This window comes from Halobacillus alkaliphilus (genome assembly GCF_900113125.1).
GTDB lineage: Bacteria > Bacillota > Bacilli > Bacillales > Halobacillaceae > Halobacillus > Halobacillus alkaliphilus.
Genome location: NZ_FOOG01000001.1, coordinates 173,175 through 190,421, shown reverse-complemented (window position 1 = coordinate 190,421; position 17,247 = coordinate 173,175). Strand labels below are relative to the sequence as shown.

Genomic DNA, 17,247 nt, shown 5'->3' with positions numbered 1-17,247 from the left:
TAATATTCAAAATTGGATGATATCTTCAAAATGCTTAAAAATACTCATAAAATCGCAGTTATTCGACATATCCGAGTCTTTAATGTCGTATTTTGTCGATTAAAAAAGGGGCTCACGAGGAGCACCTTTTTTAACTTGCTTTTTGTTGTTTTTCATATATTTCAATACCGGCTTCTTGAAGCATCCACTCAATATGAACTCCATATCCACTAGTAGGGTCATTAACGAACACATGAGTAACTGCACCAATAATTTTTCCATTTTGAATAATAGGACTTCCACTCATCCCCTGTACAATTCCACCCGTTTTATCCAACAGTTTAGGGTCGGTAATTTTTACAATCATACCTTTGGTTACAGGGTTTTTCTTTGGCATATTGCTGACAATTTCTACATCAAACGTCTGCATTTTGTCTCCATTCAACACCGTAAGAATCTTTGCAGGTCCTTCTTCTACCTGCTCAGCATATCCAACAGGAAGACCATTTGGATAGGATTTATTATCCATTGAGCCATCTAATTCTCCAAAGATGCCGAAAGGAGTATTCTTTGTGATCGTACCTAAACGGTCATCCTTTAAGGAAAATTCAGCTCGCTTTTCACCAGGAACGCCCTGACTTCCTTTTTCAATAGAAGTAACGTGTGAGCGTACGATGGTTCCTTCATGAATTTCGATAGGCTTTTTCGTATCCATATCCGAAATGACATGGCCTAAAGCTCCATACTTTTTACTATCTGGATGGTAAAACGTCATAGTTCCAATTCCAGCTGCAGAATCACGGATATATAGCCCAATCTGATATTCTTTTTCCTGTTTGTTAAACGAAGGATTTAATGTAGTTGTCATGATCTCTTTATTTCTTTTTAACGTAAATTTTATGGCTTTTCCATCTTTCCCAGCATCTTTTACCAGGGAGGATAGATCCTCCATACTATTGAGTTCCTCACCATTTCCTTTTAACAAAATATCCCCGACTTGAACACGGGCGTCTTCCCCTGGAGATGTTTTCTCATCCGCTTCTCCCGTTACAAGATGGTGTCCTACAACCAGGACTCCTTTTGTGTGTAATTCTACGCCTACCGATTGTCCGCCAGGGATTAATCGGATATCCTTCATTTTTTTAATGTCCGTTTTCTTCAAGGGCACGCCGGCAAATTCATGAAAAACCTGGTTATCATTTGTAGATGAAAATGCTGTCCAGGCTTCATTAGGATGACTTGAAACCGGTGCTGCCTCTATTTCAGCAGAAGTACTCACTTTTACTTCTGTTGGAATAGCTAGATATTTCTGAAGGGGGTTGAATAAAGGTAATATTAGCATCAACAGCAGGAGAACAGAACCACATATATGTTTACTTGTCAACTTATGATTCAAGGGTTCAACACTCCTTATTACTCCAGTACCAACTTTCTTGGCTTACTTATAATGTGGTCTTCGAGCCCACTTTTTAAACCAGTATAAACTGAGTAAATATAGTACCGATTCCCTTGTCATGAAACATTCACCATGGTATAAATTAAAACATCAAGCTAATCCTATTCTTGTGATAATTAAAAAAAACGTATGGATCGATCCATACGTTTTAATTTCCCCAATATACGTTCATATCATTTATTTAATTTATGTTTATGTGCCATCTCTAACAATTCTCTTGCATGCTCGAGAGTTGTCTCCGTCAATTCAGCTCCTGTAATCATGCGAGATAACTCATCAGCTTTTTCCTGATGAGACAATTCCGAGACCCCTGTATAAGTACGGTCATTATCTACTCGTTTTTCAATTCTTACGTGAGTATCTGCCATCGCAGCCACTTGAGGTAAATGAGAAATACAAAGAACCTGAGAGCCTTCTGATATTCCATAGATTTTTTCAGCTATAGCTTGAGCCACGCGGCCGCTTACTCCTGTATCTACTTCATCAAAAATGACGCTTGTTACTCCTTGATGTCTTGAGAATATACGTTTGAGAGCAAGCATAATTCTAGACATTTCCCCTCCGGAAGCTACTTTATGTATTTCTCTTAGAGGTTCACCTGGATTGGTTGTAATTAAAAATTTAACTTGATCAAAACCATTAGATTGCAAACGGACAGGTTTACCATCCAGGACAGGATCAGATGGTTTTCCTTCTTTTATAGAAATATCAACATCGAAAGCAGCTTTTTCTAAATATAAGTCCTTTAGCTCTTCATGAATATAACCAGCTAACAATTCTGAAACATGCTTCCGAATATCATGCAGATCTTTTGCTTCTAATACAGCGTCCTGCCCAAGTTCATCAATTTGACTTTCCATATTGGCAAGTCGTGAATCTTTATTTTTAATCTCGTCTATTTCTTCCTCTATTCTGGATGCATATTCCAGCATCTCCTCGACGTCTGCACCATACTTCTTCTTTAATCGATTCAATTCGTTCAATCTGGATTCAATTTGATTTAACCGTTCAGGGTCAAACTCGAGGTTCTCCATTTGTGAACTTAATTGAAAGGTCAATTCCTCGATTAAGTAATACGAATTGGAAAGCTCTTCTGACATTTTAGCCAGACTGTCATCAAAATCACCTGTGCTTTCCAAAGAAGTCATTGCATGACTTAACCAATCTAGACCTTTTTGCTCTCCATACAAGGAGTAGTAAGCATCATGGATACCTTGATAAATCTTTTCATAATTATTTAATTTAGTTCGTTCTTCGCTCAATTCCTCATCTTCTTTCGGTTGAAGTTCCGCTTCTTGAAGTTCACGAAGCTGAAACTCTAAAAGATCAAGTCGCTGAGCCATTTCTTGTTCATTTTCACTTAGTTCTTTATATCGATTCACCAACGTACGATATTTCTCATAAACACGGCGGTACTCCTGCATAGAAGACTTCAATTCTGAGGATGCGAATAAATCCAGAAGTTCAATGTGTCTCTCCGGATCCATTAGCGATTGCGTCTCATGTTGACTATGGATATCAATCAGAGTCCGGCCAAACTCTTTTAGTATACCAAGAGTTACTAATTTACCGTTAACCCGGCAAATACTTTTTCCTTGATGGGTAATTGCCCGATTAAGCACGATCATTCCATCTTCACTAATATCTACACCGAATTGTTCCGTCTTGCTATGAATAGGATGATCCGGTTCCACGGTAAATAAACCTTCAATTTCGGCTTTTTTTGCTCCATGACGTACAAACTCCACAGAGCCTCTTCCACCGGATAACAATTGTATGGCATCAATGATAATCGACTTACCCGCTCCTGTTTCACCTGTTAATACTGTCAAACCTTCCTTAAAAGTGATTGAAATATGATCGATGATTGCAAAGTCACGAATTGATAATTCAGTTAGCATGAAACGCTCCACCTCAGTTATAGCATATTTAGCAATTGTTCACTTATAGTTTCAGTTTGGTGCTCACTTCGGCAGATGATCAAACATGTATCATCCCCGCAAATTGTACCCATTATTTCTTCCCACTCTAAATTATCTACAAGTGCTCCTACAGCATTGGCATTACCAGGAAGGGTTTTTAAAATGATAAAGTGGCCAGCTCGATCGATACTCACAAAAGCATCCATCATTAATCGCTTAAGCTTTTCAAACGGATTAAAACGTTGATCCGCCGGGAGGCTATATTTATAACGGCCATCCATCATAGGTACTTTCACAAGGTGGAGTTCCTTAATATCTCGAGAAACTGTTGCCTGTGTTACGTTATATCCCATACCCTTTAAACGATCCACCAGTTCATCTTGTGTCTCAATATCATCATTGGTAATCAACTCTCGTATCTTTATGTGACGCTGTCCCTTGTTCATGGTAATCCTCCGTTTCAAAAACCATCCAAAGTAAAAGGGCTGTTAAAAGCCCTTCCAACCTGTTTATCCATTGTGCGCTTCATGTGCTCTTTTAACCACATCATCCACCTCAGCCTGGTTTAGTTCCATTTTGGCCCCATCCAGACAAAGGTGTACTAAGAATTCTATATTTCCATCTCCTCCTGTTATAGGAGAAAAGGTTAATCCTTTTGAAGAAAACCCATGCTGTTTAGCGAATCCAAGAATGTTATGAATAACATCCGTATGAATCTTCGCATCTCTTACAATCCCTTTTTTACCTACCTGTTCCCGCCCTGCTTCAAATTGGGGTTTAATGAGTGCGGCTACATCTCCACCACGGGTTAAAAGCTTGGCAAGCACAGGAAGGATAATACGCAGAGAAATAAACGATACATCGATAGACGCAAATTCAGGCGGTCCATAAGCTAAATCTTCCAGCGTTACATAGCGAAAATTTGTCCGTTCCATCACTACGACTTGAGGGTGATTTCTCAACCCCCAGTCCAGCTGGTTATACCCAACATCTACGGCATAACTCATATTGACCCCGTTTTTTAGACCACAGTCAGTGAAACCACCCGTAGATGACCCAATGTCGATCATTATTTTATCCTTTACCTGAATATCAAATTCTTTTAGAGCTTTTTCAAGTTTAAGTCCGCCTCTGCTCACATAAGGAATAGCTTTTCCTTTAACCGTGATAGGTAGATTCTCGTCTACTTTTACTCCGGGTTTATCCAACCGTTCTTGTTCAGAGAAAACCAGCCCAGCCATTATTGTGCGCTTAGCTTTTTCTCTGGTTTCAATATATCCTTTTTCCACTAACAAAACATCTAAACGAATTTTTCTTCCCATTAATTAAGCCCTCTGCTGTTTAGTTGGAATCATTTCTTTTAAATTTTCAATAATTTTTTCTTCTGTTAAGCCAATCTCTTCCCACAACTCCGGTACACTTCCATGTTCTATAAAGCGGTCCGGTACACCCATGCGTTTTATCCATTGAGACCTGTATCCTTCTTCAGCTGCAAATTCCAGGACACTGGATCCAAAGCCTCCTTGAAGAACCGCTTCTTCAACAGTTAGTACAGGGATGTCTTTTTTCATAAGATCATGAAGCATGGAATCATCCAATGGTTTCATAAACCTTGCATTCACGACACAAATAGATATTCCTTCTTCTTCAAGCTTTTTACTTGCTTCTAAAGCCATTTTAATGGTGGTTCCAAACGTAAGAATAACTCCATCTTTTCCATCTTTAAGAATTTCCCAGCTTCCAATCGGAATGGTATGGAGTTCTTCATCGGTATCCACCCCTTCCGCATTGCCTCGAGGATAACGTATAGCAATAGGACCATCATCATATTTTACAGCCGTATGCACAAGGTGCTGAGCTTCATTTTCGTCTTTAGGCATGGAAATAACCATATTGGGTACAGAGCGAAGGAAAGATATATCAAACACACCCTGATGAGTTTCACCATCGGCTCCAACAAGTCCGGCGCGATCAATACCAAAAATCACATTAAGGTTTTGTCTGGCAACATCATGAATAACTTGATCATATCCTCTTTGCAGGAAGGTTGAATAAATAGCCAGGAAGGGTTTCATACCCTGAGTGGCCAAACCTGCCGATAACGTAGTAGCATGCTGTTCTGCAATACCTACATCATACAAGCGATCCGGAAATTCTTCACCGAATTTTTCAAGTTTAGATCCCAGAATCATAGCAGGAGTCACAGCAACAATGCGGTCATCGGTACGCGCTTCCCTGCGCAATGTTTCGCTGATTACAGAACTCCATGCCGGAGGAGCGGAAGATGGTTTAATCTTTTCTCCAGACTCAATCTTATAAGGTCCTACTCCGTGCCATTTATCTTTAACATCACTTTCAGCAGGGTGATATCCCTTCCCTTTTTGAGTCATAACGTGAACAATAACTGGACCCTCGGTTTTTTTCGCATAGTTTAAGTTTTCCAATAAATCTTCGAAATCATGTCCATCTACTGGCCCGTAGTAAGTAAAGCCAAGTTCCTCAAAGAACATCCCCGGGACCACGAAATATTTCATACTGTCTTTTAAACGCTCTGCGGCTTGAGCAATCCTTCCACCTACAGCAGGAATCTTCTTAAGAAGCCATTCTAGATCATCTTTAGCACGGTTGTACTTTCCGGCACTTCTCATTCGTCCTAATGCTCCATGAAGAGCTCCAACATTTTTAGCTATGGACATTTCATTGTCATTTAGGATAACGGTTACACTCTTTTTCTCATGACCAATATGGTTCAGAGCTTCGAGTGCCATACCTCCTGTTAATGCGCCATCTCCGATCACCGGAAGAATGGAATGGCTCTCATTCTTTAAATCACGTGCGATCGCCATACCCATAGCAGCGGATAAAGAGGTAGAACTATGCCCTGTTTCCCAAATGTCATGTTCACTTTCAATTCTTTTTGGAAAACCACATAAACCTCTGTACTTTCTTAATGTACTGAATTGGTTTCCACGTCCTGTAAGGATTTTATGAATATAAGACTGATGGCCTACATCCCACAGCAAACGATCCTGCGGACTGGTATAAACTTTATGCAGAGCAAGAGTGAGCTCTACCACGCCTAAATTAGCACCTAAATGACCGCCGGTAGCAGCAAGATTGCCAATTAAAAACTGTCTCATTTCCTCTGCCAGTTCTTCTAGTTGTTTTGTATTCATTTCTTTCAGGAGTGAAGGATTATCAATTTTACTCAGATCCATTAATGGACCCCCTTGTAATTATCTTGTTTTTTTATTGGTTGACGATGCATTCGATAAAATCCTGATCTTTGTAGTGGACTCCAGCCAAGCAATAACTCTTGCGGCAAAGAAGATGATTTTAGTTGAGGAATTAATGGCAAAGAATTTACCTAATGCTTTTCCGCCAACGGTAAGCGCTGCTACTACACTCGTTAAAATCACAGAAATTGTAATCTGCACCGTCGAACCATCGCTGTACCCTAATACGTTTGCCACTTGCAATACTACAATTGCTGATGCCGTCCCACTAACTATACCAGAAATATCTCCAATAACATCGTTACAAAAACTAGCAAACCTGTCAGCGTTCCTAACAATAATAATGGCTTCTTTAGCTCCAGATACTTTCTCTGAAGCCATCGCATGGAAGGGCTTCTCATGAGCAGCTGTTGCTGCGATTCCTAACATATCAAATATAACACCTGTGAACACAATAATGAAAACGATAACAAGTCCAATAATCCACATAACTCCGCTTAACACGGAGGATGATATAACTGAAAAAATAGCCGCTAACACGAATGTGATAACGGCAATACTTAAACTAAATTTTAAGGATTTTTTTAATTTATTGTCCATTCTCAACCTCTATATCCTTTAATTGACTTCATATGTACGAAAGGAATGGTCACGTAACAGGTAAAAATTGCGGCTTAGGTCTAGTAGGTTTTCCCAATCAAGCACCGAGTGTCACCACTCTGGCGGTTCCCCTTTAAGCTCAACTCAGCTCCGTTTCCGAAAGCTGGACTAGATTGCCACTTAGTCCGCACTATAATTCCTGTTACATGTACTAAATAGAACAGCCTAGGGGATTTCCCCGACAGCCTTTAACCGTTCCTTAGCCTCTTTTGCAGTTCTGATTTCATACAGCTTACACATCATATCTTCAGTGGCCATCCGAAGAAAATGACATTCATTAACTTTAATCCCCTCAGAACCACTCAAGGCAGGCTACGCTGCGCATATAGATATTACTCCATATACTGCAGGTTCATACCCCATTCCATAAAGATCCCTGGCTCAGGGATCCTTACAGAGATGGGCCTCCGCGGAAGCAGGGTCAACGCCCACATGCCTTTGTGGATCGCCCTGCAACCTTAACTCCCAGCATCGACCCAAGGCTGGGCGCCTCAAGCCAACACAAGGAACTTCATCGATATGCCCTTTGGCGGATTTTTAGGCCCGCCTTCAGGAACGGAGGGCCGACTAGAATACTGCACCATTCCTCACTAACCATAATATATCATATTCTAAATCCGCGCTCAATCTAAAACGTTTTTAATGGTCACGACTGCTTAAATAGTGGATGAGCTCTGATAAAATCGTCTGGTTTACACCTGCGTTTTTAAGTGCAGCTTGAGCGGTTTCCACATAAGATTCCATTTGTTCTTGAGCTCCCTCAAGACCTAGCAATTGAGGGTAAGTACTCTTCCTATTACCCTCATCACTTCCTACAGGTTTACCAATTTTCTCAGCATCTCCAGTCACGTCTAAAATATCGTCCTGAATTTGGAAAATCAGCCCCAGGGCTTCTCCCATTTTCTTCATTTCATCGAATTTCTCATTTGAAGCATTTCCAAGAAAGGCACCAGCAATAATGGAGAAATTTAACAACTTACCAGTTTTCTTCTTGTGTATGTTTTCAAGCTCTTCGAGTGGGATTTGCTTATCTTCGCTCAGCATGTCCTGCATTTGTCCTTCAACCATGCCTGATGCACCGCTCGCTCTTGATAATTCCTGTATTAAAAAAACCCTTTCCCGATCATTAAGCTCCTGATCATTCACAATAATTTCAGAGCTTAAGGTGAGGAGCGCATCTCCAGCAAGAATTGCTGTTGCCTCATCAAAACGGCGGTGGCTTGTTGGCAGACCTCTCCGGAAATCATCATTGTCCATCGCAGGTAGATCATCGTGAATTAGAGAATAGGTGTGGATCATTTCGAGTCCACAGGCTACCGCCATAGTCTTATCGACTTTTGCACCAAACGCTTCCGCTGTAGCTATTAATAGTATAGGCCGTAATCTTTTACCCCCCGCTTCAATGGAGTAAAGCATAGCGTCCTGAAGACGGCCAGGTGCGGTATAATCCCTTACATAGTGTTTTAATTGCTCATTGATCAGCTGACGTTTCTCTAACAGATAATCGGATAAAATCACAGTCATTCTTCTTCCTGAATAGAGAATGATTCAAATTCGCCGTGTTCGTTCAGAATCTGTTGCATCTGTTTTTCTACACTTCCTAATTTTTCACTGCAGATCTTAGAAAGCTTCATTCCTTCTTGGTAATACTGGATGGCTTTTTCTAGCGGCACTTCTCCCGTTTCCAATTTTTCCACCAGATCTTCAAGCTGCTTCATTGCTTCCTCAAAACTCAACTGATCTTCTTTTTGGGTCATTCTTCATCCTCCTCTACGTCCAACACTTCACAATTAATGGTTCCATCATGAACTTTCAAAGCTAACTTTGATCCTTCTTTTACATGACCGATTTCTTTAACTACATTTCCATCTTCTTTAAAAGGGATAGCGTATCCTCTTTTCATGATCTCAAGCGGGTTAAGCAAAGTTAATTTATCAAGATGATTATGAAACTGATCTTTTTTTGAATTTAAGGTTTCTTGAAAGCGAAGCTGTAATTGCCTGGTCTCTTTATTCAACCGGTCCTTAGTTTCGTTAATTTGTGTACCTGGTCCCTGCTGTTTTAACCGATTTCGAATATTTTTCCATTTTTCAGTCTGCTGTGAATGGATGAGCTTCATCTGCATGGCATGTCTTTCCAACATACGATCCAGATCCTGTTCTTTTTGACGAAGCAGCTGTTCCGGATATTTAAAAGCATAAGACTTTTGTAAACGATTCAGTTTATTTCTTTCTTCCACTGATCTGGATTCCATGAAACGCATGAGGCGGTGCTTCAATGAACGGATATGTTCCTGCAATTCTACTACGGAAGGGACCGCAAGCTCTGCTGCCCCAGTAGGTGTAGCCGCTCTAAGGTCCGCTGCAAAATCACTAATCGTGGTATCCGTTTCATGTCCTACAGCTGAGATAACAGGAATAGAAGAATCAGCAATAGCTCTAGCGACAATTTCCTCATTGAAACCCCATAAATCTTCAATCGATCCCCCTCCACGTCCAACAATTAAAACATCGCAATCAAGGTTATGATTGGCATATTGAATGGCATTAGCTACAGATGAGGCGGCTCTCTCCCCTTGAACGAGGACTGGTAGGATTGAAACGGGGACCACAGGATATCTGCGCTTAATGGTCGATAATATATCTCTAATAGCTGCGCCTGTAGGCGAGGTAATAACCCCAATGTGGTTTGGGTAGGCAGGAATATTTTTTTTACGTTCAACTGCAAAGAGACCTTCCTGCTCAAGCTTCTCCTTTAATTGCTCAAACGCTAAGTACAGCGCTCCAATTCCATCAGGCTGCATTTCTTTGATATAAAGTTGATACTGTCCCATAGGTTCGTAAACGTTAATTTCACCCTTTACGAGAACGTTCATTCCATTCTCAGGGGTAAACTTAAGTTCACGATTGTTCCCTGCAAACATAACAGCTTGAATTCTTGCAGCGTTGTCTTTTAATGATAAGTACATATGTCCCCGGCTATGGTGTTTGAAATTTGAGATTTCTCCCCTGAGCCAGACGGTCTTTAAATGTGGATCTCCCGAAAGTTTACGCTTAATGTATTTAGTAAGTGCCGTAACCGTAAGATATTGGTCGTTCACACAAAAGTCCCCTTACTGATTATTGTGAATTCGTTTTGCAGCTTTAATCGTGTTGAGCAGGAGCATAGTAATGGTCATAGGTCCTACACCTTTAGGGACGGGAGTAATGTAAGAAGCTTTCTGGCGAGCAGACTCAAACTGAACATCCCCAGTCAATTTCCCCTCTACACGGTTTACCCCCACATCAATCACGACTGCACCTTCGCTAATATCTTCAGCTGAAATTAAACCTGGTTTTCCGGCAGCCACAATTAATATGTCTGCTTTTCTTGTATGCTCCTGTAAATTTTTTGTGCGGGAATGGCAATGAGTTACTGTAGCATTCTCGTTCAGCAGAAGTTGTCCTACCGGCTTGCCAACTAAATTACTTCTGCCAATAATTACGACGTGCTTACCTTCCAAGCTAATCTCCGCACGCTTAAGCATTACTAAAATACCGTAGGGAGTACAAGGATAAAAGGTCTCTTGTCCTGTCATCATCTTCCCAACATTACTAGGGTGGAAGCCATCTACATCTTTAGAAGGGTCAATGGCTTCAATAACTTTATGGTCGGCAATTTGGTCAGGAAGAGGCAGTTGAACTAGTATTCCATGAACCGTTTGATCCTGGTTAAGCCGTTCGATTAGTTCTAACAATTCTTGTTCAGATGTCGTTTCAGGCAGTTCAATTAGTTCAGAATCCAGTCCCACTTTTTCAGAGGCCCTCTGTTTTCCTCTTACATAAGACATAGATGCCGGGTCCTCTCCAATTATAACTACTACTAATTTCGGATAAATTCCAGTTTCCTTTAATCCTTTAACTTCTTCTTTCATTTCTTCACGGAGTTCTTCTGCTAACTGTTTTCCATAAATTACTTCAGCTGACATCTCGCTTCCCCCTTATCTGCATTTATATCATTTTAGAAAGTACACCGTTCACAAACTTTCCGGACTCTTCTTCCCCGAAAATCTTTGCTAATTCAACGGCTTCATTGATCGCTACTTGTGATGGAACATCTTCATTGTACCTTATTTCGTAAGCTGCCATTCTTAAGACCGTCTTTTCTACCTTCGGAAGGCGAGAAAAGGTCCAATTTACAAGGTTATCCGAGATCCATTGGTCAATCTCCGACTGATGATTTGCCACACCGTGTACCAAATCATGCATAAAAGCATCGACCACAGGCTCTTCGATAACATGCTGAATAGCTTCCTCAATATCGATCTCACTATTGTTGATTTGAAAAAGCGCCTGAAAAGCCTTTTCTCGTGCTGCGCGTCGTTTCATGTTCATTCTCCTTTTAGGTAATATCCGTTTGCATAATAACATTTTAGTAAGATAAAAGCTATTCCAATGTGAGGATTAAACAAGCTCAATATAGAAGATGAAAAGGCCGGAAAGGGAAACAGTTCCCCTTTACCGGCCTCCTGCTAAAATTCTTCACTGACGAGTTCGTCTTCTTTTGCTTCAATTTGTACTCCTACAATATGGACATTTATTTCATTAATCTCAAGTGCTGTCATATTTTTGAGTGCTTGACGAGTATTGTCCTGTATTTTTTGAGCCGTATCAGGAATTGAAATTCCATAGTCCATCACAACAAAGGCATCTATAAGAATTCCATCTTCTGTAAGTTCAACCTTAACACCTTTACCATGGTCTTTTTTCCCTAAACGCTCAACTACACCAGAAGCGAAATTACCACGCATGGAAGCTACGCCGGCCACTTCAGAAACAGCTATACCTGCAATTACTTCTATGACTTCAGGAGCAATCTCAATGTTACCAAGTGTGGATCCGTCCGTCACATTCAACAATTGCTTCTCACTCATAATGACCACCCCTTTTATTCTTCATCCTTCATTATAGTATATTTCTCAAGAAACATTGTGTTAAAGTCTCCGCCCACAAAAATTTCATGCTCCATCATACGCTGATGGAACGGAATTGTTGTGTGTACTCCTTCTATAATAAATTCATCGAGCGCACGTTTCATCCTTTGGATCGCCTCGTCGCGATCTCGTCCGTAAGCAATGAGCTTAGCTACCATTGAATCATAATAAGGAGGGATCATATACCCTGGGTAAGCTGCAGAATCAACACGTACACCAAATCCTCCTGGAGGAAGATACATATCAATACGCCCTGCCGAAGGCATGAAATTCTTGAATGGATCTTCAGCATTAATGCGGCATTCAATCGCCCATCCCTCAAACGTGATTTCTTCCTGGGTAAAGGAGAGTTTTTCGTTGTTGGCGATTTGAAGCATCTCTTTGATTAAGTCCACTCCTGTTACCATCTCTGTTACAGGATGCTCGACTTGTATCCGAGTGTTCATTTCCATAAAATAGAATTCTTGTTCTTCTTTATCAAAAATGAACTCGACAGTTCCAGCTCCTGAATAATTGACGGCTAGCGCTGCTTTCACTGCAGCATCTCCCATTTTTTCACGAATGTCTGGTGTAACTGCCGGAGAAGGTGTTTCTTCAATGAGTTTCTGCAGTCTTCTTTGGATGGTACAGTCACGTTCTCCCAAATGGACTGCATTTCCATGGTTATCAGCTAATATCTGGATTTCTACGTGGCGGAAATTCTCAATATATTTTTCAATATATACCCCTGGGTTACCGAAGGCAGTTTCAGCCTCCTGTTGAGTCATACGAATACCCGTTTTAAGATCATCTTCGTCACGGGCCACTCGTATTCCCTTACCGCCTCCACCTGCTGTGGCTTTAATAATGACAGGATAACCAATTTCTTCAGCAATTTTTAAGCCTTCCGCTTCATCTTTAATAATACCTTCTGAACCGGGCACAATGGGTACACCCGCTTCTCTCATCGTTTCACGTGCGACATCCTTTGTTCCCATTTTCTGAATAGCGTAGGAAGAGGGACCTATGAACGTGATATTACATTCTTCACACATTTCCGCGAACTCAGCATTCTCTGAGAGAAAACCGTACCCAGGGTGGATCGCATCTGTTTCTGAAAGAGTGGCTACACTCATGATATTTGTATAATTCAAATAGCTATCCTTACTTAACTTTGGCCCTACACAGTAAGCTTCATCAGACAATTGAACATGAAGAGCCTCTTTATCTGCCTCAGAATAAACCGCTACCGTTTCAATTCCCATCTCTTTGCAGGCGCGGATAATTCGAACAGCTATTTCTCCTCTATTGGCTATTAAAACTTTTTTAATCAAAATCTCATCCCCCGTTACTTAGACTTTACGCGGAATAATGGTTGTCCGTATTCTACGAGTTCACCGTCTTTTGCAAGAATCTCGACGATTTCCCCGCTGACTTCCGCTTCTATTTCGTTGAATAACTTCATTGCCTCTACAATACAAACCACGCTGTCTTCTTTCACTTGATCTCCAACCTGAACGTAAGCTTCCTGATCTGGAGAAGGGGATGAATAAAAGGTTCCGACCATAGGAGAAGTAACTTCGGCATCGTAATTAGTTCCCTGCTGCTCGTCCTTACTTGCTTCTTCTGGTTCCGCTTTTTCCTGTACTTCCTGCTTAACAGGCTCACTCTTCTGTTCTTGCGAAGGGACTGGTGCTTGAGCGGACTCCTGTACTCTTACAGGTTCTGCAGCTGCCTGCCCTTGTTCCTTTTTCATAGATACTTTGGTTCCATTGGATTCATAGCAGAATTCATCAATGTTTGATTGATCAATGAGTTTAATTAATTCACGTATTTCCTGCACCTTTAACATAGTTGGCACTCCTTTATGTACATAACTTTTTTATAACTGAAATTAATAATTCCTCTTAACATTTTACGACAGAATACCACTTGACTGCAACTTCCTGTTTGGAAGCGGTTTATTCTACACCTGTGCATGAAGGTAAAAACAGGGCATTAGACCCCTGTCCAATTTAATAAATCATAAAAAAACCCCTTACCAATTAGGTTAGGGGCTTACAATTATTTAGTCGGTTGGAATTGAACTTGCACTCGCTTTTCTCCAAACTCATCTGAAACCATCTGGATAATTTGATTGGTTTCAGACTTTGATAATTCATCAGCTTTTAATGTGACATGTACGACCTCTTCTTCTGCTCGAACTAAAACATCTTCATATGGAGCACTTGCTTGAATAGTGTTTTCTAATATAGACTCTTTAGATTGATTCTCCTTAATTGTTTCCATTCTTTCTAAGGCTTCATTTTTTTCCTGTGTAGTAAAATTACTCGAAGCTACGATTTCTGAAAGCTGTTCCTGAAGCTGATCTCTCTCGTTTTGTTTTTCTAAGCGGATAGCGGCAAATAGCTCCTCTGTTGAAACCTGTGAAATAACAGATCCGTCAGCAGAAGTTTCCACCCCTTCCGCATTTTCTGGGTTTGTTCCATCTTCCTTCACTTCAGTCCAACCATCTTCTTGAATAAAGGCCATCTCTCCATTATCAGGGGACGTCATGTAATAGACACTCAATACAATTAACAGACTTAACATCGTAAGTAACCAAACGGTTTGTTTTTTAACCAAGATAACCCCTCCTTATTGTTTAGGCAAGACAGAAATCCGATGACTAGGTACGTCTAAGACTCTGGATACAGCTTCGACCACCCACCCTTTAACTTGAATTTGATCGACCCCCTTAGCGGTGACGAAGACACCACTGACCTCTGGTTTGGTCGTTTTTGTTAGTAAAGGAACTTCACGATCACCTTGGCGGACGAGGACTAACTGCTGTTCCTTTGAATAATCTTCAATCTCTCTTTCCCCTCCATTCTTATCTGTTTCCTTAGTGGTCTGCTTTCCTATAATTAAATTTTTGTCATACACTTTTTCATGAGTGGCTGATAAATTAATCATAATATCTACTGAACTTACCCCTTCAATGTTCTCCAGTAGTGGTTTTAATTGTTTCTCATATCCCTTTTCCAATTGGTTTATGGAATCGGTTAATTCAGGTGCATCGTTTGCTTCAGAGGATATTGAGGATTTTTCTGCCGTTTCGCCTTGTGAAGGCGGGACGGGTTCGTTACTCTGGAACCAGTTGCTAGAGAGAATGATAAGTACTCCAATTAATCCAAGGCCTATAAAATATTTAGGCTTATTAATCTTTTTTCCTTCTTTAGAAGACAAAGGTTCTAATAATTTACTCCACCATTTATTCATCCTCTTCCTCCCAGCGGATTTCTATTTGTGCTTTGTCTAATTCCAAGTATTTGGATACCCAGTCTTGAATACTGTCAAGCTGTTCGGCCTCCTTGGGGGCCTGTTTCTCCATGATGGATATAGAAACATTCTCGACCGTCTTACTTTCTTCAAGAGCAGTAAGTGTTAGGACCAGCTTGTCCAGTGTATCCATTTGATACGGTTCTTGAAGAAAGCTCATTTCCAGATCCACAAGCTCCAAATTCTGTTCTTTGAGAGGATCTTTAAGCTCAGCTGACAATGATTGGGTAACTTGTTCTAATTTATATGCATCTTGTCCTTCAAGTATTTCTTTTTTCTTTTCTTCAATACTATCGTCCAGAGAATCAACTTCCATCTCTTCATTCATCGTGTACTCCGCTTTTTTCAATAACTGCTCGGGATTTATCTTCAATAGTTGTAATAAAGGCCCTAGAAATATTAATAAGAGAAGCACTGATAGAACAAGACGAGCGTATTTCTTCATCAATCCTGATGGAAGAAGTGCATCGGCAACAATCGCTAACAGCAGAAATAAAACAATTCTTGTAATCCACTCTATAAAAAGGCTCATCCTTCACACCCTCATCTGACCATCATGGTTATGTTGCTGGCTGCCACCATAATGACTATAACTAGAAAAAACATCATGGAAACCATTAACAATGCAGCAAATACATACATAATATGTCTGCTCACTACATCCATGGCTCGTATGATAGGGCCATCTCCTAACGGCTGCAATAAAGCAGCTGCAATTTTATAAATGATTGCAATAGCGAAAACTTTAAGAGCGGGAAACACGGCAATCCCGAGTAGAATAACTACTCCTGCAATCCCCAGAGTATTTTTCAAAACGAGAGAGGCACCTAATATGGTGTCCGTAGCATCGGTAAACAAGCGGCCCACCACCGGCACAAAATTTCCTGTTACAAATCTTGCCGTTTTCATCGTCACGCCATCTTGAACAGCTGTTACCGTCCCTTGAACCGATATAACTCCTAGAAAAATAGTTAAAAAAATCCCCATAACAGCTAAACCGGTTTTCCTTAGCAGCTCTGCAAGCTGATCTACTTTGTAAGTCTCATTGAGCGACCCTACAATCAAAAGCAAAGCAGAAGATGTAAACAAAGGAATTAAAAGGAATTTAACTAGAAGACCACTGGACTGAACGAGAGCCACTATTATGGGGTGAAAAAAAGAAATAGACATTAAATGACTGAATGATGCCATAATTCCCAGCAAAAGTGGAAGCAGTCCGATCATAAAGCTACTCATTCTATCTATTGCCTCTATCGTGTAATCAATCACCTGCCTAAAACTTTCCAGAGCCAGTGTAAGCAACACGAGATAAACAACTAGATAAGCGATTTTACTAATTACTGGATTTTCGAATGAATTCTGAACCGATTGGAGTAGTGTACTGAATAGTGTTAAAAACAATAAAGAAGCCAGCAATTTACCGTTCAGCATCAACTCCTGAAAGAAGAATTGAAGTATTCCTGTGAACCAGTCCGATGTCTTCAGTGATCCCTCGTTTTGAATGTATTCTCGAAAGTTTTTCATATTGAAGGAGGGCATGTAATCTCCATAATCCTGATCGAGCTCTTCCCAGCTTTTTTCAAGCTCTTCCGTAGAAATATAATCTAACATGGCAGGAGATTCATCGGGAGTTTGGGAAGCCGATGAGATCAAGGGAAAACAAATGATTCCTAGGAGAAAACAGACTATGAAAGATAAAGGTTTCATTTCCTACCTCGCTAT

Annotated in this window: 18 protein-coding genes; all 18 read right to left on the bottom strand. The window is 40.6% G+C overall.

The genetic code is table 11. From position 1 onward, the window contains the following. Positions 1-130: 130 nt before the first annotated feature. The 18 genes from spoIVB to spoIIIAE all read right to left on the bottom strand — a co-directional run bounded on the left by spoIVB (position 131) and on the right by spoIIIAE (position 17,232). Positions 131-1,375, bottom strand: a complete 1,245-nt coding sequence (gene spoIVB, locus BMZ06_RS01045; RefSeq protein ID WP_089749256.1) for a SpoIVB peptidase — start codon at positions 1,373-1,375, stop codon at positions 131-133. A gap of 233 nt (positions 1,376-1,608) precedes the next feature. Next, positions 1,609-3,336, bottom strand: coding sequence for a DNA repair protein RecN (recN, locus tag BMZ06_RS01040; protein WP_089749255.1), 1,728 nt, complete (start codon positions 3,334-3,336; stop codon positions 1,609-1,611). Positions 3,337-3,353: 17 nt separating this feature from the next. After that, on the bottom strand, positions 3,354-3,803 hold the full coding sequence (ahrC, locus tag BMZ06_RS01035; RefSeq protein WP_014643702.1) for a transcriptional regulator AhrC/ArgR: 450 nt from the start codon (positions 3,801-3,803) through the stop codon (positions 3,354-3,356). Positions 3,804-3,866: 63 nt separating this feature from the next. Then, positions 3,867-4,679, bottom strand: coding sequence for a TlyA family RNA methyltransferase (locus BMZ06_RS01030; protein WP_089749253.1), 813 nt, complete (start codon positions 4,677-4,679; stop codon positions 3,867-3,869). 3 nt (positions 4,680-4,682) lie between these two features. Next, positions 4,683-6,575: a 1-deoxy-D-xylulose-5-phosphate synthase gene (gene dxs / locus BMZ06_RS01025; protein WP_089749251.1), complete on the bottom strand. Its 1,893-nt coding sequence runs from the start codon at positions 6,573-6,575 to the stop codon at positions 4,683-4,685. An 18-nt stretch (positions 6,576-6,593) separates the two neighbouring features. Next, positions 6,594-7,193, bottom strand: coding sequence for a hypothetical protein (locus BMZ06_RS01020; RefSeq protein WP_089749250.1), 600 nt, complete (start codon positions 7,191-7,193; stop codon positions 6,594-6,596). 699 nt (positions 7,194-7,892) lie between these two features. Beyond that, a complete protein-coding gene (locus BMZ06_RS01015) occupies positions 7,893-8,777 on the bottom strand; it encodes a polyprenyl synthetase family protein (protein WP_089749248.1) in 885 nt (294 codons plus the stop codon). Further along, positions 8,774-9,010: an exodeoxyribonuclease VII small subunit gene (locus BMZ06_RS01010; RefSeq protein ID WP_089749246.1), complete on the bottom strand. Its 237-nt coding sequence runs from the start codon at positions 9,008-9,010 to the stop codon at positions 8,774-8,776. The genes BMZ06_RS01015 and BMZ06_RS01010 overlap by 4 nt, the downstream gene beginning before the upstream one ends. Beyond that, on the bottom strand, positions 9,007-10,353 hold the full coding sequence (gene xseA, locus BMZ06_RS01005) for an exodeoxyribonuclease VII large subunit (protein WP_089749244.1): 1,347 nt from the start codon (positions 10,351-10,353) through the stop codon (positions 9,007-9,009). The genes BMZ06_RS01010 and xseA overlap by 4 nt, the downstream gene beginning before the upstream one ends. A 12-nt stretch (positions 10,354-10,365) precedes the next feature. Then, positions 10,366-11,220, bottom strand: a complete 855-nt coding sequence (gene folD, locus BMZ06_RS01000) for a bifunctional methylenetetrahydrofolate dehydrogenase/methenyltetrahydrofolate cyclohydrolase FolD (protein WP_089749242.1) — start codon at positions 11,218-11,220, stop codon at positions 10,366-10,368. A gap of 22 nt (positions 11,221-11,242) precedes the next feature. After that, positions 11,243-11,620, bottom strand: a complete 378-nt coding sequence (gene nusB / locus BMZ06_RS00995; RefSeq protein WP_089749240.1) for a transcription antitermination factor NusB — start codon at positions 11,618-11,620, stop codon at positions 11,243-11,245. Between the two features lie 143 nt (positions 11,621-11,763). Next, positions 11,764-12,165: an Asp23/Gls24 family envelope stress response protein gene (locus tag BMZ06_RS00990; RefSeq protein ID WP_014643712.1), complete on the bottom strand. Its 402-nt coding sequence runs from the start codon at positions 12,163-12,165 to the stop codon at positions 11,764-11,766. Positions 12,166-12,179: 14 nt separating this feature from the next. Next, positions 12,180-13,538 (bottom strand): acetyl-CoA carboxylase biotin carboxylase subunit, encoded by a 1,359-nt coding sequence (gene accC, locus BMZ06_RS00985; RefSeq protein WP_089749239.1) that lies wholly within the window; start codon positions 13,536-13,538, stop codon positions 12,180-12,182. Positions 13,539-13,552: 14 nt separating this feature from the next. Continuing rightward, on the bottom strand, positions 13,553-14,056 hold the full coding sequence (gene accB, locus BMZ06_RS00980; RefSeq protein ID WP_089749237.1) for an acetyl-CoA carboxylase biotin carboxyl carrier protein: 504 nt from the start codon (positions 14,054-14,056) through the stop codon (positions 13,553-13,555). Positions 14,057-14,268: 212 nt separating this feature from the next. Then, entirely contained in the window at positions 14,269-14,829 is a 561-nt protein-coding gene (locus BMZ06_RS00975; protein ID WP_089749235.1) for a SpoIIIAH-like family protein, read from the bottom strand. Positions 14,830-14,841: 12 nt separating this feature from the next. Next, complete coding sequence (spoIIIAG, locus tag BMZ06_RS00970; RefSeq protein ID WP_089749232.1) at positions 14,842-15,465, bottom strand: stage III sporulation protein AG; 624 nt, start codon at positions 15,463-15,465, stop codon at positions 14,842-14,844. After that, positions 15,458-16,057: a stage III sporulation protein AF gene (gene spoIIIAF, locus BMZ06_RS00965; protein ID WP_089749230.1), complete on the bottom strand. Its 600-nt coding sequence runs from the start codon at positions 16,055-16,057 to the stop codon at positions 15,458-15,460. Before spoIIIAF ends, spoIIIAG begins: the two co-directional genes overlap by 8 nt. A gap of 11 nt (positions 16,058-16,068) precedes the next feature. Further along, a complete protein-coding gene (gene spoIIIAE / locus BMZ06_RS00960) occupies positions 16,069-17,232 on the bottom strand; it encodes a stage III sporulation protein AE (RefSeq protein WP_089749228.1) in 1,164 nt (387 codons plus the stop codon). Positions 17,233-17,247 lie beyond the last annotated feature (15 nt).